Origin of the sequence: Ostreibacterium oceani (assembly GCF_009362845.1) — a bacterium.
GTDB classification, from domain to species: domain Bacteria; phylum Pseudomonadota; class Gammaproteobacteria; order Cardiobacteriales; family Ostreibacteriaceae; genus Ostreibacterium; species Ostreibacterium oceani.
On record NZ_WHNW01000006.1, the window covers coordinates 81,857 to 102,839 of the forward strand.

Consider the following 20,983-nt stretch of genomic DNA (forward strand, 5'->3'; position numbering starts at 1 on the left):
AAGATAATATGATTAATCAGCAGGATAGCGAGCAATGCCAGACAGAGTAATGCCAGACAATATAAAGCGCACGTCCGATTTGACGACAAACCGCGGTACAAAGTCGCACGCTCATGCGGATGCGGATGCGGATGCGGATGCGGTGTTAGTGGCTGCCAAAGCCATTAAGCTGGTGATTTTTGATGTCGATGGCGTGCTGACAAATGGACAGTTGCATTTTATTGATGGCAAAGAGTGTAAGTCGTTTGATAGTCAGGATGGTTTGGGGATTGCGCTATTATTGCGTGCAGGCATTGACGTGGCGATTATCTCTGGGAATGTGTCTACGGCGGTGACTGCGCGATTTGCTAAATTTTCTATGCCACATATTTACCAAGGCGTGATTGACAAGCATGAAAAGTACCAGTTAATTAAAGCAGACTTGCAGCTAGCGGATAGCGAGGTTGCTTTTTTAGGCGATGACTTGATTGATTTGCCCGTGATGCGCCAAGTCGGGCTGCCTGCGGCGGTAGCCAACGCGGATGCGTTTGTTAAGCAGCATAGTCTGTGGGTTTCTACGCGATTAGGCGGTCAAGGTGCTGTACGTGAATTTATCGAGCTGATTTTAGCGGCACAGGATAAGCTAACAGCGATCCAAGCAGGATTTTTGACGCCATGCAAGTAAAAACAAGTATTGGGTTTGTTGGTTTGGCGATGCTTGCGGTCGGTAGTTTTTGGCTACTAAAGACAGTGGAATCTGAGCTAGAAGTCAGCGAAGCCCCAATGCCTACCCAACCGATGGTGACGGCTTATGGTGTCTTTGCGCAGTATTATACGCCGACCCATCAGTTGCAGTATCAATTAACCAGCGATGAAGTCATTGAATATTCTAACCGATACGGCACAGCATTTGTCTCGCCGCGCGTGTTGATATACCAGCCACAGACAGCGCCGCCATCGGTGTCGCCAACTTCATCGCCAACTTCATCGCCAACTTCACCGCCAGCTGTATCACCCGCTTCATTATCACATAGCCCCGTATTAGCTTGGCAAGCCAGTGCAGCAAAAGCCAGCTTGTCTGGTGATAAAAATACCTTGCAGCTGCAAGACAATGCGCTAATTATTCGTATGCCAGATACCGAGGACGAAATCACCATCAAAGGCCAGGATATGCGCTATGATGCCGACAATGAACGCATTAGCAGTGAGCGCCCTGTGGTGATTCGTCATCGTCTAGGTGTCAAGCATGCTGATGAATTCAATGTTGATTTGGCGCAAGAAACCCTCGATTTTGCTGGCAATGTCAGCGCGCAATATCAACCTGCTTCAGGAGAACCACGATGAAACGAATCCGCCTTAGTTGCTTTACTAGTTGCTTTACTATGATGTTGTTGATGATAACCAGTTTGCAGTCGCAGGTCGTTGCTGCCGAACCTGATAAAGCGCCAACACAGGAAAATACCAGCGCAGACAATACCAGCGCAGACAATGCCAGTTCGGACAGTACGAGTTCGGACAGTACGAGTTCGGACAGTACGAGTTCGGACAGTACGAGTTTGCCAATTGATTTAACGGCAGATAAAGGCAGTTACGACCAGCTTGCGGGTGTCGCTATTTATGAAGGCAATGTCAAAGTCACGCAGGGCGTGTCAACGATTTGGGCAGATAAGCTGACGATTTATCTGACCAATAATGCGGTTGAGCGTATGGTGGCAACAGGGCAGCCCGCTAAGTTTGAATATTTAGGGCAGCAACAGCCGATACTTGGGCAGGGGAATACCGTCGAGTACACGATTTTGGATAAAATAGTCACACTGACCGATAACGCCCAAGTCGAGCAAGGTAGCGATGTGATTCGCGGTGCGACGTTAACGTACGATCTAAGTCAAGAGATTATCGGCGGTTCGCGGGTTGAGATGACATTTCAACCACGCACGCAATAATTGTCTCTCTATTAATTCCCCCTCTATTAATTGACTATCTACTACACAGGCAATCATGGCTGAATTACGCGTCGACAATATTTCAAAAAGCTACAATAAACGTACCGTGGTTAATTCGGCTAGTTTCTCTGTGTTAACAGGGCAGGTCGTTGGTTTGCTAGGGCCAAACGGTGCGGGTAAAACGACCAGTTTTTATATGACGGTCGGGCTGATTCGACCTGATGCAGGTCGCATTATGCTAAACGACACACAGATTACGACCTATTCAATGCATAAACGCGCCCGTCTGGGTATTGGTTATTTGCCGCAGGAAGCGTCTATTTTTCGTAAAATGTCCGTATTTGACAATGTGTTTTGCGTGTTACAAATGCAAAACATGGCGAAAAAAACCGCGACGGACAACACCATGCAATTGTTAGAAGAACTGAGTATTACGCATATTAAAGACGAATTGGGGCTTAGCCTGTCGGGTGGTGAGCGTCGGCGTGTCGAAATAGCACGTAGTCTCGCGACCAACCCGCAGTTTATTTTGTTAGATGAGCCGTTTGCTGGCGTTGATCCGATTTCGATTCAGGAGATTAAAAATATCATTTTGCATTTAAAGCAGCGTAATATCGGGGTACTCATCACCGATCATAACGTCCGCGAAACCCTGCAAATCTGCGACCGTGCGTATATTATGTCCGAGGGGATGGTGATTGCTGAGGGCAGTGCCAGCGACATCCTCGCCAACCAACAAGTCCGCGACGTGTACTTGGGGCATGATTTTAGTATTTAGTGATGGTTGCAAAATATGGCCTTAAAACTTGCTATCAAAAGGCTTTGCTACATTGACCGCATGGGCGATTGATGGTTTGAGTTATGCTAATATGCATTTTTGTAATAAAACGGTAACAATCAAGGGTGGCGGTGCTGGGTGTATTTGGTGTGCTGGGTGCATTTGGTGCGCTGGGTGCTTCTCGCGGCGCGTTGCGTCGGGTGTAACTTATCGGCGTGGTTGCATCGCGCGCCTTAACGGCTACACTTAACGGCTACACTTAACGCCTAAATACCAATGATGCGAATAAATAAAGCCCTCGTCTGAGGGCTTTATTGTCCACTATAGCTAAACACAGCTGAACACAGCCCATCAGCGCAACCCATCAGCGCAACCCGCCACTGTGATAAATAATAGCATCGTGAAGGTTGGGCAGCGCGTGTTGATTGAGTAAATCAAACACCGCATAGACTAGCTTGCCTGTATAAATTGGTTCTAACGGCAGTGCAAATTGGCGCTGGATATCGGTAACAAAGCGTTGTAGCTCAGGGGGTGTTTTGGCATACCCGCCAAAAGTATACTGATTGATTAATTGCCAATTAACGGCGGGATGATGGCGGGCGAGTTGGGTGATTTGGGTTTGTAATTGGGCGTCGTTATTAAGTACATTGATACCCACAATGCGGATTGGAAAGTCAAACTGGTACAGCCCTTCAATAAACCCTGCCAGTGTGCCGCCAGTGCCACAGGCGCTAAACAGAGCCGTGTGTTGTGGGTCGAAAGTCGGTACTGCGTGGCACTGTGACTTGAGCGCTTTGATGCATTCGGCCACCCCGTTGACTGCGAGGCTATTGCTGCCGCCCTCTGGGATAACGGCGGCATGGGGGTAGTGTCTGATAATCGCCTGAATATGTGCGTCGTTTGTTTTGTTACGATAGGCATCGCGCGACACAAAGTGGAGTTGCATACCGTCGCTCTCGGCGCGACGCAGCACAGGTGACCAGCGAGTTTTGTCGTGTAGTTCTTCACCACGAATAATGCCAACAGTGATTAAATCGAATAATTGTCCTGCAGTGGCAAGGGCGGCGATATGGTTAGAATAAGCCCCGCCAAAGCTAATTACGGCTTGTTGTGATTGCCAAGCAGCAAGGAGGTTGTATTTGAGTTTGTGTAGCTTGTTGCCGCTAATCGTTGGGTGATTTAAGTCATCGCGTTTAACCCAAACCCGAACGCCCTTTATCGTGGTCAGGTACGATAGTGGCGTTTCGGGTAGGTGGCTGAAGGTTTTTTCGATTAATGCGTTGCAAGGTGGCATAAAAAGCTATCCTATACGCACTATGCCGTCCACACTATGCAACCCACACTATGCAATCCGTGTTTTAATCAGCGTTTCAACGATGGCGGGGTTAGCCAGTGTCGACACGTCACCAATGCCGTCAATGTCATTTTCGGCGATTTTGCGTAAAATACGCCGCATAATTTTGCCCGAGCGGGTTCGTGGCAATTCGGGCGTGAAATGTAGCTTGTCTGGCGTGGCGATTGGGCCGATTTTTTCACGTATCCAAGCGACGAGTTCTTTTTTTAGTTCGTCACTGGGCGTTTCGCCTTTGAAAAGCGTGGCATAAACATATAATCCTTGTCCTTTGATGTCGTGTGGATAACCCACAACGGCGGTTTCTGCAACCTTGGGGTGTAGGTTAAACGCATCCTCGAGTTCCGCCGTGCCCATGCGGTGCCCTGAAATATTGAGGATATCATCAACACGACCCGTGATGCGAATATATCCATCGGCATCACGAATGGCACCGTCACCGCTGAAATAGTATCCAGGAAAGGTCTGGAAATAGGTGTCGATAAAGCGTTGGTGGTCACCATAGACGGTGCGCATTTGCCCAGGCCAACTGTGTTTAAAGGCGAGGCTGCCTTCGTGGTCTGGCGCGGTGATTTCTTGGCCTTTTTCGTCAAGCAAAACGGGTTTAACGCCAAAAAAAGGCAAGGTGGCTTTGCCAGGCACCTGATCCCAAACATAAGGAATCGGTGCAATCATATGCCCACCCGTTTCGGTTTGCCACCACGTATCAACAATCGGACAGGTTTTGTTGCCGATATGCTGGTGGTACCACTGCCACGCCTCGACATTAATGGGCTCGCCGACTGAGCCCAAAATACGCAAACTGGATAAATTATGACCCGTCGCGTATTGCTCGCCTTCGGTCATTAATGAACGAATAGCTGTGGGCGCCGTATAAAAAATGTTGACGCGATGCTGCTCACAAATCTGCCAAAATCGTGCTGGCGTAGGGTAGGTGGGTATGCCTTCGTAGAGTAGCGTGTTGGCACCGTTGGCAAGCGGTCCATAAATCATATAGGTATGCCCGGTAATCCAACCCACATCAGCAGTACACCAAAATAACTCACCAGGTCGATAGTCAAATAGCACTTCGTGCGTGTAAGCGGCGTACACGAGGTAGCCGCCTGTGGTGTGGAGTACGCCTTTGGGTGTTCCCGTTGAGCCGCTGGTATATAGGATGAACAAGGGGTCTTCTGCGTTCATTACCGCGGGTTCGCAGTCAGGGCTTTGTGCGTTAATCAGTGTGTGATAGGCGATTTCCCTCTCTGTATTTGCGGGTATGTCCTCGCTATAATCGTGGCTATTACTGCCGCTATTACCGTTGTTATCATTATCGCCATCGGTATAGATGGTAATGACCCGTTTTACGATATCGCTAGTGCTTTCCAACGCCTTATTGACATTGTTTTTTAGGGGGATGCGTTTGCCGCCACGTGTGCTAAAATCAGCGGTAATCACATAGGCTGCTTGGCAGTCCTTGATACGACTGGCCAAGCTTTCGGCACTAAATCCACCAAACACCACAGAATGGACAGCGCCAATTCGTGCGCACGCGAGCATCGCATAAGCCGCCTCAGGTATCATGGGCAGGTAAATAATCACGCGGTCGCCTTTTTTAACGCCCAGCGATTTGAGCCCATTGGCGAATTTACCAACGGCGTTGTAGAGTGCTTGATAAGTAATGCGTTGGTAGGTGTCGGGGTTATCGCCTTGCCAAGTAATTGCGGTGTCGTTGGCTTTGTCGGGTAAATGGCGGTCGATACAGTTATAGCAGGCATTTAGCGTGCCGTCTTCGTACCATTTAATCTCGTGATTGTCTTTGAAATGCGCGTTGGCAACGGTTGTATAAGGGCTAAACCAATCCAGTCGCTGACCGACTTCACCCCAAAAGGCATCAGGCGTGTCAATTGACTGCTGATAAAGCGTTTGATAATGCTTGAAATCATGGATTAGGTGGTGTGATCCGTTAAAATGAATTTTGTCATCGCTCATGGTTCGAATGCTCCTGTGATTGTCTGGCGGTTTTGTCTTTGGTATTGTCGTCTTTGCGGTTATCGTCTTTGTCGTCGTATTCGGTCGCTGTCGGTCGCTGTCAAAATAGGGGCGTCAAATGACTAAATTTGAGGGCTGGTTTTGATGGCTGCTATAACGTTAGTCCATACTGTAGAGAAAAATTCACCCAATGTAAACCCCTAGATTGGGTTAGGTTAGCTTGTTCGGTGTCAATTAGGTGCTGAAGTAGGCGTTGAAATGAGCGTTGTAAATAAGCGTTGTAAATAAGCTTGGCAGCTAGGTTGCGGTGACAGCGGCTATTCGATGTCATTCGATGTCATTCGATGTCGTCGTGACCATTGATAAACGCCTGTAAAATGCGCTGTGCCGTTTCTTTGTCAGGTGTTTTGATTGCCGAATATGGCGTGTAAAAAAGCGGAAAGCCGCTGTTTTTCCAGTTTGCGGGTGTCACAATGACTTTGAGGCGTGGTGCGTAACCAATATCTTTGGCAATACGTAGCGATAATTCGTCTAGCAATAAATTGAGTTGATTGCCAATTAGTGTTTTCTCGACATGCAGATTCCAGACCGTTTTAGGCTGAGAAAATCGGACGTAATCGTGGTATTTTTTTGGCAGGTGTTTTTTTAGTACGTGCAGGGAGGCTTTGATATTGTCCAGCTTTTTAAGCGTGTCTGAAAAATCAGGGTGATGCCATAAATGACGGTTTTTCCCGTTATTTTGAAAAAAATAGAGTGCTTCTGCGATATTACCTTGAAAATGACTATCATCGACCATAATTATAAGTTTCGGTAGTGTGTTGGGCAGTGTGCTGGATAGTGTGTTGGGGTTAATTTCATGAAATTACTGGCTACTCGCTGTCGAAATGCGTTATCATATTGCGATATTTGTCATGCACAATGCCCTATTTAATCGATGTTAATCGATGTCAATGGTGATGTTAATGACGATGTCAATGGGTGTTGATGCAATTAATTAACGAAAGCATCCGTTAATTATAACGCAATTTTGCCGTATGTCAGCGCAATTATTTGACACGGGCACTGCGCAAGGTACAGAAAAAATCTTTCACTAATAATAAAAAATATAGGCAACACAACGTAATGATAGGAAAATTAGCCAGTAAAATTGTCGGGTCTCGCAATGATCGTTTTATTAAATCACTTACTAAAAAAGTGAATGCGATTAATGCGCTAGAATCAAAAATGCAAGCGTTATCGGATGAGGATTTGCAAGCAAAAACCACCGCGTTTAAATCGCGTATCGCCGCGGGTGAGACGTTGGATGATTTGCTGGTTGAAGCGTTTGCCGTCTGCCGTGAAGCCGCAATTAGAACCATTGGTCTACGCCACTATGACGTGCAATTAATCGGTGGTATTGTGTTACATATGGGTAAGATTGCCGAGATGCGCACGGGCGAAGGCAAAACCCTAGTCGCAACGCTGGCCGTCTACCTTAACGCCTTATCAGGGAATGGCGTGCATGTCGTCACGGTAAACGATTACCTCGCGCGACGTGATGCCGAACAAATGGGTAAACTCTATGAGTTTTTGGGGCTGACCACAGGTGTTTGTGTCGGGCAGATGCCCATCGAAGAAAAAATCGCTGCTTATGAGTGTGATGTCATTTACGGCACGAATAACGAACTGGGCTTTGATTACTTGCGCACGAATATGGCGCTTGATGTCGAGAGCCGCTTACAAAAGACATTGAACTTTGCCATTATTGATGAAGTTGACTCGATTCTGATTGATGAGGCAAGGACACCGCTGATTATATCGGGGCCCGTTGACCAAGATAACGACATCTATCGGCGCCTGAATAATATTGTCCCGCATTTACACAAACAAACCGATGATTCAGCGGCTGGTGATTTTACGGTGGATGAAAAGGACAAATCGGTTGGTTTGACTGACGATGGTCACGATAAAGTCGAACGCTTACTACGCGATGCGGGGTTGTTGACGGCAGAGGAGTCTATTTATAACCCTGCCAATATCCGCTTGTTCCACCATTTAAATGCCTGTTTGCGCGCACATAATTTGTATCATAAAGACGACCACTATATTGTCTCAAACGGTGAAATTGTGATTGTAGACGAATTTACGGGGCGGACGATGCCGGGTCGGCGTTGGTCGGAAGGGCTTCACCAAGCCATTGAAGCCAAAGAAGGCGTGGAGATACAATCAGAAAATCAAACATTGGCATCGATTACTTTTCAGAACTTTTTCCGTCAATACGATAAACTCGCTGGTATGACAGGGACAGCAGATACTGAAGCGGCGGAATTTCAGCAAATTTATGATTTGGAAACCATTGTGGTGCCAACCAATTTGCCCGTACGTCGTGCGGACGAAGCCGATGCGGTCTTCTTAAATACCAAGGGCAAATTCGGCGCCGTTGTCGAAGATATTATTGACAGCCATAAGCGAGGGCAGCCAGTCTTGGTAGGGACGACGTCAATTGAAGTGTCTGAGGCTATCGGCGAACAACTCAAAGCAACGGATATTCCTTTTGAGTTGCTGAATGCGAAACAGCATGAACGTGAGGCGCATATCATTGAGAATGCAGGCTGTTTAGGTGCAGTCACGATTGCAACGAACATGGCGGGGCGTGGGACAGATATTGTATTAGGCGGCAATTTGGAAGCCAAGCTACGCACCTTGGCAGAAAATAACCCAGAAGGGGTGGATGATAAGACAATGGCTGAAGTAAAAGCCAAGTGGCAACAAGACCACGATGCCGTTGTTGCGGCAGGTGGTTTGCGTATTATTGGTACAGAACGCCACGAATCACGACGAATTGATAATCAGTTGCGCGGACGTGCGGGGCGACAAGGCGACCCTGGTTCGTCTAAATTTTATTTATCACTCGATGATAGCCTGATGCGTATTTTTGCTTCACCCAAGATGGCGGGCATGATGCAAAAATTGGGGATGACCGAGGATGAAGCCATTGAACACCGTATGATTTCTAATGCAATCGAAAATGCCCAGCGTAAGGTCGAGGCACATAACTTTGATGCACGTAAAAATTTGATTGAATACGATGATGTTTCAAACGAACAGCGTAAGGTTATCTATCAGCAACGAAATGAAATTATGGAGTCAGAGAGCGTTGCTGACATGCTGGTTGATTTACGAGAATCTGCGGTCGGTGCGATGGTCGATAATTACTTGCCACCTGAGGCGATGCCGTCTCAATGGGATAAGCAAGGGCTAGAAAACGCCGTCATGGCCGATTATGGTTTGTCGCTAACGGTGGATGACCTCATTGCAGAAAACCCGCAATTGACCACAGAAGAAATTAAAAGTTGGTTGATGGATACACTGTCTGCCAATTATGATCAAAAAATGGAAAATGCCGATGCGAATTGGCGACAAGCTTTTGAACGGGTCATGAGTCTGCGGATTTTAGACGAGCAGTGGCGTGCGCATTTGCAGAGCATGGACTACTTAAAGCAAGGGATTATGCTGCGAGCGAGTCGTGCGCAAAAAGACCCGCGTCAAGAATACAAGCGTGAAGCATTTTATGTGTTTCAATCGTTTTTAGATAAGGTTGCCGAGCATATCACACAGTTTTTTGCCAAAGTCCAATTTAGAGAACAGCCCATCGCCGCAGAAGCGATGAAGGATGAGAAAACACTGGAAAACGCCGCATACCAGCACCCAGAGGCGGACGGGTTGGCGGATAGTTCAAACCAAGCGAGTGAGCTTGATCAGGCGGCGCAATCCGCATCAGAATACCCAAAAGTGGGCCGTAATGAACTGTGCCCCTGTGGCTCAGGTAAGAAATACAAACATTGCCACGGGCGCTTAGCGTAGTGTGTGGCAGTGTGTGCTTAGTAGCGTGTGCTTAGACTAATGTGTTAGTCTAGCGCATTAGGCTGGTGCACTGAGTTGGTGTGTTGGGCTAGCGAACGCATAAAAAAACGCCACCAACCGTGGCGTTTTTTTATGCGTGGAGCCGTATCAATCAATATCAATCAATTACTTGGCGTATGGTTGGCGTATGGGGACTGCCTTGCGTTAGCTGAGCTGGATACGTGATACTTTGACGTTGTTAAAGCCGTTCTGTGAAAACTCGTCTAAATAGTCATTTTGTCGTGCAATAAAGGTGTCGATAAACGCGGGGTCAAACTCTCCAGACTCGCTGGGTTGTGGCATACCATGTTTTTCGCTGGCATCGCGCAGGCTGAGTTGTTGAGATAGTACATCAGCCGCGGCATATTCGTTGTAGCTTTTGAGTAGGTATAGCGGACTGTCTTCACTGCCTGACATGATGTCGGCATTGGGGAAAATCATATCGGTTGCATCGTCTTGGTCGAATGACTCAGGCATACTGCTTGATTGTGCCTGTTGATAGATTTTTTGGATTAATTCGTGCATGTTTTCTGCTTTGGAAATGGCATTGTCGCTGGCTTGCGTGAGGATATAGCCTGACATGGTGAGCATTTCTATGAGGGTCTGGGTTTCTTGTTCATTGAGTTCTAGTTTCATTGCGTTGGTATCCTGTGTAATGTGAGTTAAGGGTTAGCGACCTTGGGGTTAGCGACCTTACCTTTATAAATAGGGTGGTTGCCTGAATTTTCAAGCCAATTTTTGACCTGATTTTTAAGCCAATTTTCAGCCCGTTTGTGCAAATGGTAACACACCCGAGGTGATTTGTTCCATCACCCATTCGCCTAAATAGCCTAAATCATGCAGCTGGATATGCGGGTTAGCGTGTTGGAATGCGGTCATCATAGCAGGGACATCTTGGTTAACGTGTTGCCCGTTGGTTAGAAAGTAATGAAAAACGTCAATATGTTGAAACCCGTCGAGTTGTATTTGATTGAGGGCGCTAGGGATGCTGGGTTTTTCGCAGTCGAGAAAGCCCACATAAACCGCTGAATAGTGTTCTGAAAAGCGGGGGTGTTGTTGTATTTTGTTACAGACACTGCGAATTTCTTCGTTGGCACTGGCGAGACGGCTGCCGTGTGCCGTAATGAGTAATGCTTTGTGATTACTTTGATTGCTTTGATTATTTTGTTTCTCATTGTGTGCATTATTTGTATTCATGGTATCTCCGTCTTATCTTTATCAATAGTATAAAGAAAAAACCGCAAACGCGACAACGTTCGAGCGGAATTGCCCGCAATTTAACGGCGTTTAGTATAGCCAAATCGTCTAAGAATAATAAAGACTAAGATAGTCCAATTGGTTGTTTTTGTCGTGAATCAACATCCGCTATGCTAACGATTAATTAGACGATTAACGTAGTGATTAATGCGGTGATTAATGCGGTGATTAATGCGGCGATTAACTTGAATAGGAAGTAATACGATGACAGTGACTATTGTTGGTGCAGGCCCTGGGAATCCAGACTATTTAACCTTGCGGGGTTACCAGTGTTTGCAACGTGCTGAGGTGATTTTATACGATGCGTTAATTGATTTTTCAGGATTTAAAGCCTTGTTTCCAGTGTCAGCAAAAACCCTATTTGTTGGTAAGCGATACCAACAACATGCAATGACGCAGGCTGAAATTAATACACGGTTAATCGATTATGCGCACCAAGGGAAGTCTGTGGTGCGGCTCAAAGGGGGCGATGGATTTGTTTTTGGGCGTGGCGGAGAAGAAGCACTGGCCTTAAAGGCGGCAGGCATTGCATTCGAAATTGTGCCAGGGATGTCGGCCCTTAATGCCGTGACTGGGTTAGCGGGTATTCCAGTCACGCACCGTGGCGTATCGAATCAATTGATTGTCGTAGAAGGGGCGAGTTTGCTGAAAAAAACAACACAGCATTGGCGGTATTATGCGAATTGCGATGGTACTTTGTTGATTTATATGGGGTTGAGGTGCGCAAACGCCATCGCGACCAAATTAATTGCACATGGCGCGCCGAGAGTAACACCCGTTGCTATCGTGCTAAATGGTTCGATGGCGAATCAGCAAACGCTGCGCTACACCTTAGAGACGCTCGCGCAAGCAAGTATTGAAGACGATATCGCAGAAGATCTTAGCAGCGCCCCTGGGTTGATTGTTATCGGTGACGTAGCGGCGATGGCGTTAGCAAGTGAACGCGGGTTGATGTCTCGTATTCCCGCAGGTTTGCTGGCACGCGCACCTGTAAATTGGTCGAGTGTTGGTGGTATTCAGAGGGTTGTTTTTTAGTCTGTGGTAAAAAAGCGCGAAAAAGGGGCAGTGAAAGGGGCAGTGGCAATGAAAGAAAGTAAAATAGAAATTATTAAACGAGAATCATTGGGGTTGCGTGGGAATATCGCGAATGAGCTGGCTAATGATCGTGACCAATTTGATAGTGCGACGTGTGATTTATTAAAAACGCATGGTATTTACCAGCAAGATGATCGAGATAGTAGACAGGAAAAGGCGCGCCAAGGTAAAAATCGTGAGTTTTCTTTGATGATTCGTGGACGTATTCCTGGTGGCAGGCTTTCTGCATCGCAATATTTGGCGTGGGATGCGGTGGCCAATCGTTTTGCAAAAGACCAATCTTTGCGTGTGACAACACGCCAAAGTTTACAGTTGCATGGTGTGCTAAAACGTGAGCTAAAGCAAACGATTGCCGAGATTAATGCGGTGTTGATAACGACGCAGGGTGCCTGTGGCGATGTGGTTCGAAATGTCACTCAGGCAGAAAATCCTTGGCAAGACCCCCGTATTTCTCAGTTGGACCGATTTGTGGTGGCATTGTCCAATCATTTTTTAGCCAAAACAAATGCCTACCATGAAATATGGTTAAATAAAAAACAGGTGCTGAACGAACAGGTAGTAAACGGGCAAGTAGTAAACGGACAAACCAAGGACGCTGATAATGAAACGTTTTATGGTGATACGTATTTGCCACGAAAATTCAAGATAGCAATGACGGTCGTGGGCAATAATTCAGTCGATATTTATAGTAATGACATGGGTTTTGCAGCGACATTTGATGATGGCAATCAGCTGGATGGTTTTTTTCTGTTTGTCGGTGGTGGCATGGGGATGACGCACAATAAAGTAGAAACTTTCCCTCGTGTTGCCGACTGTTTGGGCTGGTTTTCGGTGACGAATTTGATTGCCGTGGCAGAGGCGGTTGTTGCTATTCACCGTGATTTTGGAGACCGTGCTAACCGAAAGCATGCAAGGCTAAAGTATGTGATAGCCGAAAAAGGTATCGATTGGATGCGCGGGCAAGTTGAGGCGCGAAGTCAAACGCAGTTGTTGGATTTGCCACTGCCTACATGGAAAAGCCCATCGGTGCTCGGCTGGCATTTGATGCCAGATGGGTATTGGGCTTATGGCTTACACTTAACTGCAGGGCGTATTATTGATTGTCAGAGCAGACGGTTAAAGTCTGCTATCGCGGCATTGGTAGCCGAATATACGCTGGATATCCAGTTGTGTGCGGATCAAAATATATTACTACTCGGCATTCGGGATAAAGCCGCCGCACAGTCGATACTCGAATATTTTGGTGTACGGGAAAGCCAGATTACTGCGTTAGACCAGCGTGCGCTGGCGTGTGTCGCGCTGCCGACGTGTGGCTTGGCGCTAAATGAAGGTGAGCGCGTATTACCCAAGTATTTATCCCTAATTAACGCGCAACTCGAAAAGTACGGGCTGAGTGCGCGCGCACCTGTTTTTCGCATGACAGGGTGCGCCAATGGTTGTGCAAGACCCTACACGGCTGAAATCGCCTTGGTCGGGCGTAGTAAGCAAACCTATTCTCTGTTTGGTGGTGGCTGTGCAGAGGGGACAAAATTGGCGGCGCTGCTTGTTGATAATTTGGATGAAAATCAAATAATAACGGCTTTGGACAAATTGTTTTATTGCTGGCGGCAGCAAAGCAATGAAAGCGAAAGACTGGGTGATTTTATTCGCCGCTTGGGATTTGAACAAATACGTGCGCAGTTAATCGATGCTCAACAAACAGAAAAGAATAAAAAAACCAAAACGAGGAGACGGCGTAATGAATGAGCGCTTGCAACAAACGATTCAACTCGATGAAATAAATGCCACGTTAGTCCATCAGACGGCACAAGAGCGGATTGCGTGGGCAGTAAAACAGTCAGAGAACTTACTGCTGACCACCAACTTTTCACCGTTTGAGGCCGTGTTGTTGCATATGGTGACGCAAATAAAACCAGCGGTTGATGTGTTATGGGTGGATTCAGGCTATAACGTGGCCGCGACGTATCAGTTAGCCCAAGCACTGCAAAAGCGGTTACCGCTTAAGCTTCATGTGGTGACACCTGAAATGACAGTGGCGCGCTATGCCGCGTTGAATGGCGGTGTGCCTGAGATCGATGATGCGCGACACGATGAATTTACTCAGCTGTTTAAAATTGCGCCATTTAATGCGTTTTTAGCGGCTTATCAGCCTGACTTTTGGCTAACGGCCATTCGTCAAGAGCAAACGGATTATCGCGCGGGGTTGTCTCCTGTATCGGTCACGGCGCAGGGTATTGTCAAAGTAGCGCCTTTGATTGATTGGAAAACAGCGCAACTACAGGCGTACTTAACGACTCATGATCTACCCAATGCGCTGACTTATTATGACCCAACCAAAGGACCAGCAAGGCGCGAATGTGGGCTACATTTGCAATAGCGAGACTTGGTTATGTTGCCTGCAATGATTTATGGCAATGGTGTCTGGCAATGGTGTCTGGCAATAGTGTCTGGCAATGGTGTCCGACAAAAACAATACACGTAGTTGAGGTAATAAATAATGTCAAATCGTGAAAATCAGCATGGGAATCAGCATGGAAATCAGCATGAAAGCCAGTCCATTATTGGGCGACAGCACAATCAGCCGCAAAGCGTGGTCGGATTCGGCGTGGTGCAAAATAGGTGCGCAAACACACAGCCGCAGCCTCAGATGCCGCCTCAGACGTCGCCTCAGCCAATGCCAGTCAGGACGCATTTGCAACAGCTAGAAGCCGAAGCTATTTTTATTTTACGAGAAGTCGTCGCCGAATTTAAAAACCCCGTGATGTTGTATTCGGCGGGCAAGGATTCGGCGGTGTTATTGCATTTGGCAAAAAAAGCCTTTTACCCTGGCAGTATTCCGTTTCCTTTGTTGCATGTGGATACGAATTGGAAATTCCCTGAAATGATTCAGTTTCGCGATGCAACCGCAGCAGAATTAGGTGTGGAACTCATTGTGCACAAAAACCCCGAAGGGTTGGCCATGAATATCAACCCATTTGTCCATGGCAGCCAGCGGCATACCGATATGATGAAAACACAAGGGCTGAAACAAGCCCTAGACAAATATGGGTTTGATGCGGCTTTTGGGGGTGCTCGTCGAGACGAAGAAAAATCACGTGCTAAAGAGCGCATTTATTCGTTTCGTGATAAGCATCACCGCTGGGATCCCAAAAATCAGCGTCCAGAATTATGGCGACTGTACAACGCACGTATCAATACGGGTGAAAGTATCCGCGTGTTCCCGTTATCCAATTGGACAGAGCTAGATATTTGGCAATATATTTATTTAGAGAATATTGCCTTGGTCTCGCTGTATTTTGCCAAAAATCGACCCGTGGTTGAGCAGGCCGATGGCACGTTAATTATGGTGGCTGATGAACGAATGTCTATCGTCGGTAAACAGGTCGAGCAACGCTGCGTGCGCTTTCGTACGCTGGGGTGCTATCCGTTAACGGGTGCGATTGAATCCAGTGCAACAACCGTGCCACAAATTATTCAAGAAATGTTGGTCAGTAAAACGTCAGAACGGCAAGGACGTACGATTGATAAAGATGACGTTGCAGCAATGGAAAAAAAGAAAATCGATGGCTATTTCTAAGCAAAGTAAAAAAACAACGCAAAAAAACAACGCAAAAAAACGAGGACAAGATGAAGACTCAATCATCACAGCAATCGGCTGACAAAGCAAGCAAACAAGAAGCAAACAAACGAGAAACAAGCGAACGAAAAGAGAATCACCGCGTAGAAATCAGTGCAGAGCAGGCTGCCGAAGCGGAGATTGAGGTCTATCTACGCCAGCATCAAGCCAAAGACATGCTGCGATTTTTAACGTGTGGTAGTGTGGATGATGGTAAGTCAACCTTGATAGGGCGTTTGCTCTATGACAGTCAGGCGATATTCGAAGACCAGTTAGCAGCAATTACCCGACAGCCCAAGCGATACATCAAGCAGCAGGTCAAGCAACAGGCCGATGAGGCTAACCAAGCGGCGTTGTCTGCAACGCAAGCGGTAACGCAAACGGCAACGATTGATTTGGCCAGTTTGGTCGATGGGCTGCAGTCCGAGCAAGCACAAGGCATCACCATCGATGTCGCGTACCGCTACTTCACCACGGATAAACGTAAATTTATTATTGCGGATTGCCCAGGACATGAAGAATATACTCGCAATATGGTCACTGGCGCATCTCATTGTGATGCGGCGATTGTCATCATTGATGCCCGCAAAGGAATACAAACACAAACGCGGCGGCATAGTTATTTGTGTGATTTATTGGGTATCAAGCAACTCATTGTTGCGGTTAATAAGATGGATTTGATTGATTACGACAAGACGCAGTATGATAAAATTTGTGAGGATTATCAACTGGCGGCTAGGGCGTTTCGGTTTGAGTCAATCGTTTTTATCCCAGTCAGTGCGTTGTTAGGCGATAATGTGGTAGCGCCTACCTGCCACATGCCTTGGTACGGTGGTCTGCCTTTGTTAGCGACGTTAGAAAGTATTCCGCTGGCTAAGCAATCAACCAAAGCGCCGTTACGATTTCCTGTGCAGTGGGTGTCGCGTCCGCATGCGGATTTTCGTGGCTATGCAGGCACAGTTGCCAGTGGACGGGTTGGTGTCGGCGATGTGGTGCAAAATGTTACCTCTGGTCAACAGGCGCATATTGCAAGCATTGTTACCTATGCAGGAGAGCAGCCCTATGCTTATCAGGGCGATGCAATCACGCTGACGCTGTCCAATGAATTGGATGTAACGCGGGGTGATATGCTGGTTCATGCCGATGATATTGGTGCTGATGATATTGATACCAATGACAAGGTCGGTATCAGTAATCAGTTTATCGTGGACTTGGTGTGGCTGGCTAAGCAATCGATTCGGCTCGGCCAATGGTATTGGTTGAAAATTGGCAGTAAATTAGTGACGGCTAAAATCACCGAATTGCAAACAGAGGTCGATGTCAATCAACAGCAGGTAAAACCATTTGCCGCGCAGGCGACATCCACGTTAAACCGAATTTTTACGGCAAAAATTGCGTTAGTTGAGTCGATTGGTGTCGATGCTTACGACACGATTCCAGCGACGGGAAGCGCCATTTTGATTGATCGCCAAACCCATGCTACCGTTGCCGCGGTCATGGTGCGAGAAGTGCTAGCAACGGATGAAGCCGAGTTAAATGCAACGGATAGTTTTGAGCAAGCCCTAGCAGAATTAATTACGCGCTATTATCCGCATTGGGATGAAAAAGCAATTGCCCAATTTAAATCCGCCTTGGCGCAGTGGGACTGTCGGTTGTAGTCCGATCGTTGTTCGGCTGTCGTTTGACCGTCGTTAGTATCGCCATTAGTATCGCCATTAGTATCGCCATTAGTATCGCCATTAGTATCGCCATTAGTATCGCCATTAGTATCGCCATTAGTATCGTCGTGGGCAATGACTATTTCCAATTTGCTATTTGCTATTTGTAATAGCTGCTAACGAAAGGTTTTAGCCATCAAGGTTAGACGGTTTTTTTGATAAATTAGTTTGTGTCTAGGCGGGGCGGTGTTACAATACGCTAGGTTAATTTGAAGTTGCTTTTTAGCAATGATGTAGACGAACTTTTTTAACATTGATCCAATTTAAATAAGGTTTTAAAAAATGATTACAACAGAACAGAAACAAACGATTATTAATGAATTTGGCAAAGATGCCAAAGATACTGGCTCACCTGAGGTTCAGGTGGCGCTATTAACGCATCGTATTAATGACTTACAAGATCACTTTAAGTCGCACAAAAAAGACCATCACTCGCGTCGCGGGTTGATTTCGATGGTTAATGCGAGACGCAAGCATCTAACTTACTTAAGGAAAAAAGATGTCGACCGTTATCAGGCGTTGATTGCAAAGCTTGGTTTGCGTAAATAATCAATACGGTTAGTTAATAAAAGGGGCGATTTGCCCCTTTTATTTTATGTCTGGTCGTAATCATTTTGGGCGCGTGTGAGTTCCCTGTCTTTAGTGAATGTGAAATTCAAAATAAACTGGCGGTTTTGCTTGAGGTTTTTTGAGGTTTTTCTCGATGTTTTTTGAGTTTGGTATTGGTTAAAGAGAGTGAATTTGCACGCCTAGTTTAGTTGTGCAGCACTGGGTGCTGTGCTTGATTCAATCGTAGGTAATTAAGTAGGTAAAGCAAATGAACAAAGTTACACATAGTTTTCAGTATGGCAAACACACCGTTACTTTAGAGGCCGGTGAAATTGCACGTCAGGCTTCAGGCTCGGTGCTTATTGATGTAGATGGTACCGCGCTTCTCGTCACAGTCGTTGCGAAAAAAGAAGCAGACGAAGGTCGAGATTTTTTCCCACTGACCGTCAATTATCAGGAAAAGACTTATGCCGCAGGAAAAATTCCTGGGGGGTTTTTCCGCCGCGAGGGACGTCCATCAGAAGAAGAAACCCTAATCTGTCGCTTGATTGACCGTCCGATACGACCACTATTCCCTGAGGGTTTTAAAAACGAAGTCCAAATCGTTGCCACCGTGGTTTCGATGAATCCAGAAGTTTCCACTGAAATTCCAGCCATTATTGGGTCTTCTGCGGCATTAGCCTTGGCGGGTGTGCCGTTTGATGGACCAGTAGGCGCTGCAAAAGTCGGCTTTCAAAATGGCGAGTATTTATTAAATCCATCGAGTGAAGTGCTAAAATCTTCGGCGTTAGAGTTGGTTGTTGCGGGAACACGCGATGCCGTACTCATGGTCGAATCTGAGGCCAGTGGCTTGACTGAGGCCGAAATGCTGGGTGCGGTCGTATTTGGGCATAATGCGATGCAAACGGTTATTAATGCGATTGATGAATTGGCCGCTAAAGTCGGCGTGACACCATGGGAGTGGGTCGCCCCTGAAAAAGATCGCGAATTGATTGATGAGGTTAACCGTTTAGCGGATGATAAACTGACCGCTGCCTACCAAATTTCTGAAAAAATGAAGCGCCATGATGCAGTCAATGAAGTGACGGATGCCGTTGTTAACGAACTGATTGGCGATTCAGACGAGCCGAAATGGGCTGAAAAAGTGATTCGTGAGTACGTGCATGACTTAGAAAAAATCATTGTGCGTCGCCGTATTTTGGCAGGCCAACCACGAATTGATGGCCGTGATACCAAAACAGTCCGTCCGCTACACATCCGTACCAAAGTACTACCTAGAACGCATGGCTCGGCGCTATTTACCCGTGGTGAGACACAGGCTTTAGTCGTTGCCACGTTGGGTACGGCACGCGATGCTCAGATTATTGATTCACTCGCAGGTGAACGCAAGGATAATTTCTTGTTCCATTATAACTTCCCTCCGTACTGTGTCGGTGAAACAGGTATGGTCGGCAGCCCCAAACGTCGTGAAATCGGTCATGGCCGTTTAGCAAAACGCGGCGTGCTGGGCGTAATGCCATCAGTTGATGAATTCCCGTATACTATTCGTATTGTGTCTGAAATTACTGAATCTAATGGGTCGAGTTCGATGGCGTCTGTTTGTGGCTCTAGCCTTGCGTTGATGGATGCGGGTGTGCCACTCAAAGCACCTGTTGCAGGTATTGCGATGGGGCTTATCAAAGACAATGACCAATTTGCCGTATTGACAGATATTTTGGGCGATGAAGATCACTTGGGCGATATGGATTTTAAAGTGGCAGGCACAAAAGATGGCATTACTGCACTACAAATGGACATTAAAATCCAAGGCATTACCCAAGAAATTATGGAAATTGCCCTAGCGCAGGCCAAAGATGCACGAATTCACATCCTTGGCGAAATGGGGCAGGTGATTGCAACCCCCAAAGCTGACGTATCTGAATTTGCACCACGGTATATCAATATTCATATCCACCCAGATAAAATCAAAGACGTTATCGGCAAAGGCGGGGCAGTGATTCGCCAAATCACCGAAGAAACGGGCGCCACGATAGAGATTGAAAATGATGGCAAAGTCAGTATTGCCGCTGTCGATAAGACAGTTGCTGATGCCGCCAAAGCCATGATTGAGGCCATTACTGCCGAGCCTGAAATCGGCGCGATTTACTCAGGTACGGTGGCTAGAGTGCTTGATTTTGGTGCGTTTGTTACCTTTATGCCAGGTAAAGATGGATTGGTACATATCTCGCAGCTCACCGATGAGCGTGTGGAAATTGTCAGCGATATCGTCAAAGAGGGTGATAAAGTGCAAGTCAAATTGCTAGAAATTGATCGCCAAGGCAAGGTTCGTTTAACCATGAAGCCTTCTGAATTAGGCACTAACTAAGTGGCATAATAGCCTTAAGCCTTAAATAGCCTGATAAACCGGTTGCCGATATTTCGGTTGGCGGTATAATATAGCCCCTGTCGCAGGGGCTATTGTTGCAAACGTCGCAAACGATGAGATTGGCCAGGGACATTGATGCCAGTTGATTATTATGAGTGGCAACCTAGCCATTAGTACAAAAAAAGCACGAAGAAAGCACGAAGAAAGCACGAAGTAACAATAAGAACACGTGCGGTAGGGATGCTGCACTTAGTATTGGAGAGTTGGCCGAGCGGTCGAAGGCGCACGCCTGGAAAGTGTGTATACGTTAATCGCGTATCGAGGGTTCGAATCCCTCACTCTCCGCCATTTCAATATTTCATAGCACTTCAGAAAACCTCAAAACTCTTTACTAGCAAGGGATTAGTCTAAAATCTTTGTTCCATAAGCTATCATAATAAACTATAAAATCTCACCTTTATGGTAACATAGGAAGTAAC

Annotated in this window: 18 protein-coding genes and 1 tRNA gene; 14 read left to right on the forward strand and 5 right to left on the reverse strand. The window is 46.7% G+C overall.

Translation table 11 applies throughout. The annotated features are described in order from the left end of the window. The first annotated feature begins 34 nt into the window (after window positions 1-34). From GCU85_RS06410 to lptB, 4 genes are read left to right on the forward strand one after another with little or no spacing between them, the layout of a single operon-like run. Entirely contained in the window at window positions 35-664 is a 630-nt protein-coding gene (locus tag GCU85_RS06410; protein ID WP_218110579.1) for a KdsC family phosphatase, read from the forward strand. After that, window positions 655-1,323, forward strand: a complete 669-nt coding sequence (lptC, locus tag GCU85_RS06415; RefSeq protein ID WP_152810361.1) for an LPS export ABC transporter periplasmic protein LptC — start codon at window positions 655-657, stop codon at window positions 1,321-1,323. Before GCU85_RS06410 ends, lptC begins: the two co-directional genes overlap by 10 nt. After that, window positions 1,320-1,922, forward strand: a complete 603-nt coding sequence (lptA, locus tag GCU85_RS06420; RefSeq protein ID WP_152810362.1) for a lipopolysaccharide transport periplasmic protein LptA — start codon at window positions 1,320-1,322, stop codon at window positions 1,920-1,922. The genes lptC and lptA overlap by 4 nt, the downstream gene beginning before the upstream one ends. Window positions 1,923-1,977: 55 nt before the next feature. Further along, entirely contained in the window at window positions 1,978-2,700 is a 723-nt protein-coding gene (gene lptB / locus GCU85_RS06425) for an LPS export ABC transporter ATP-binding protein (protein ID WP_152810363.1), read from the forward strand. Window positions 2,701-3,064: 364 nt separating this feature from the next. Here lptB and GCU85_RS06430 read toward each other — a convergent pair whose 3' ends face one another. The 3 genes from GCU85_RS06430 to GCU85_RS06440 form a co-directional block, all read right to left on the reverse strand. Next, window positions 3,065-3,994, reverse strand: a complete 930-nt coding sequence (locus GCU85_RS06430; protein WP_152810364.1) for a 1-aminocyclopropane-1-carboxylate deaminase/D-cysteine desulfhydrase — start codon at window positions 3,992-3,994, stop codon at window positions 3,065-3,067. Window positions 3,995-4,042: 48 nt separating this feature from the next. Beyond that, window positions 4,043-6,022: an acetate--CoA ligase gene (gene acs, locus GCU85_RS06435; protein WP_152810365.1), complete on the reverse strand. Its 1,980-nt coding sequence runs from the start codon at window positions 6,020-6,022 to the stop codon at window positions 4,043-4,045. 337 nt (window positions 6,023-6,359) lie between these two features. Further along, window positions 6,360-6,818: a hypothetical protein gene (locus GCU85_RS06440; RefSeq protein WP_152810366.1), complete on the reverse strand. Its 459-nt coding sequence runs from the start codon at window positions 6,816-6,818 to the stop codon at window positions 6,360-6,362. 326 nt (window positions 6,819-7,144) lie between these two features. Here GCU85_RS06440 and secA point away from each other — a divergent pair, with 326 nt between their 5' ends. Beyond that, window positions 7,145-9,865, forward strand: a complete 2,721-nt coding sequence (gene secA, locus GCU85_RS06445; protein ID WP_152810367.1) for a preprotein translocase subunit SecA — start codon at window positions 7,145-7,147, stop codon at window positions 9,863-9,865. Window positions 9,866-10,069: 204 nt separating this feature from the next. Here the strand turns inward: secA and GCU85_RS06450 are convergent, their stop codons facing one another. Both GCU85_RS06450 and GCU85_RS06455 read right to left on the reverse strand, forming a co-directional pair. Next, a complete protein-coding gene (locus GCU85_RS06450) occupies window positions 10,070-10,540 on the reverse strand; it encodes a hypothetical protein (protein WP_152810368.1) in 471 nt (156 codons plus the stop codon). A 126-nt stretch (window positions 10,541-10,666) separates the two neighbouring features. Continuing rightward, window positions 10,667-11,101, reverse strand: coding sequence for a sirohydrochlorin chelatase (locus GCU85_RS06455; protein WP_152810369.1), 435 nt, complete (start codon window positions 11,099-11,101; stop codon window positions 10,667-10,669). A 264-nt stretch (window positions 11,102-11,365) separates the two neighbouring features. Between GCU85_RS06455 and cobA the strand changes: the two genes are divergently transcribed. The 9 genes from cobA (at window position 11,366) to GCU85_RS06495 (ending at window position 20,852) form a co-directional block, all read left to right on the forward strand. Next, on the forward strand, window positions 11,366-12,196 hold the full coding sequence (gene cobA, locus GCU85_RS06460) for a uroporphyrinogen-III C-methyltransferase (protein ID WP_152810370.1): 831 nt from the start codon (window positions 11,366-11,368) through the stop codon (window positions 12,194-12,196). Between the two features lie 48 nt (window positions 12,197-12,244). After that, entirely contained in the window at window positions 12,245-14,002 is a 1,758-nt protein-coding gene (locus GCU85_RS06465) for an NADPH-dependent assimilatory sulfite reductase hemoprotein subunit (RefSeq protein ID WP_152810371.1), read from the forward strand. Next, window positions 13,995-14,633: a phosphoadenosine phosphosulfate reductase domain-containing protein gene (locus tag GCU85_RS06470; protein ID WP_152810372.1), complete on the forward strand. Its 639-nt coding sequence runs from the start codon at window positions 13,995-13,997 to the stop codon at window positions 14,631-14,633. Before GCU85_RS06465 ends, GCU85_RS06470 begins: the two co-directional genes overlap by 8 nt. Window positions 14,634-14,930: 297 nt before the next feature. Beyond that, a complete protein-coding gene (gene cysD / locus GCU85_RS06475) occupies window positions 14,931-15,833 on the forward strand; it encodes a sulfate adenylyltransferase subunit CysD (RefSeq protein WP_152810379.1) in 903 nt (300 codons plus the stop codon). Between the two features lie 50 nt (window positions 15,834-15,883). Further along, the gene (locus GCU85_RS06480) at window positions 15,884-17,530 is read left to right on the forward strand and encodes a sulfate adenylyltransferase subunit 1 (RefSeq protein WP_152810373.1); all 1,647 of its coding nucleotides are present in this window, start codon (window positions 15,884-15,886) and stop codon (window positions 17,528-17,530) included. A 23-nt stretch (window positions 17,531-17,553) separates the two neighbouring features. After that, window positions 17,554-17,700 carry a hypothetical protein gene (locus GCU85_RS09985; RefSeq protein ID WP_218110580.1) on the forward strand — a complete coding sequence of 49 codons (147 nt, stop codon included), beginning with the start codon at window positions 17,554-17,556 and terminating at the stop codon, window positions 17,698-17,700. 172 nt (window positions 17,701-17,872) lie between these two features. Next, window positions 17,873-18,139: a 30S ribosomal protein S15 gene (rpsO, locus tag GCU85_RS06485; protein ID WP_152810374.1), complete on the forward strand. Its 267-nt coding sequence runs from the start codon at window positions 17,873-17,875 to the stop codon at window positions 18,137-18,139. 268 nt (window positions 18,140-18,407) lie between these two features. Next, window positions 18,408-20,504 carry a polyribonucleotide nucleotidyltransferase gene (gene pnp / locus GCU85_RS06490; RefSeq protein WP_152810375.1) on the forward strand — a complete coding sequence of 699 codons (2,097 nt, stop codon included), beginning with the start codon at window positions 18,408-18,410 and terminating at the stop codon, window positions 20,502-20,504. 257 nt (window positions 20,505-20,761) lie between these two features. Further along, window positions 20,762-20,852: transfer RNA gene (locus GCU85_RS06495), tRNA-Ser, on the forward strand. Window positions 20,853-20,983 lie beyond the last annotated feature (131 nt).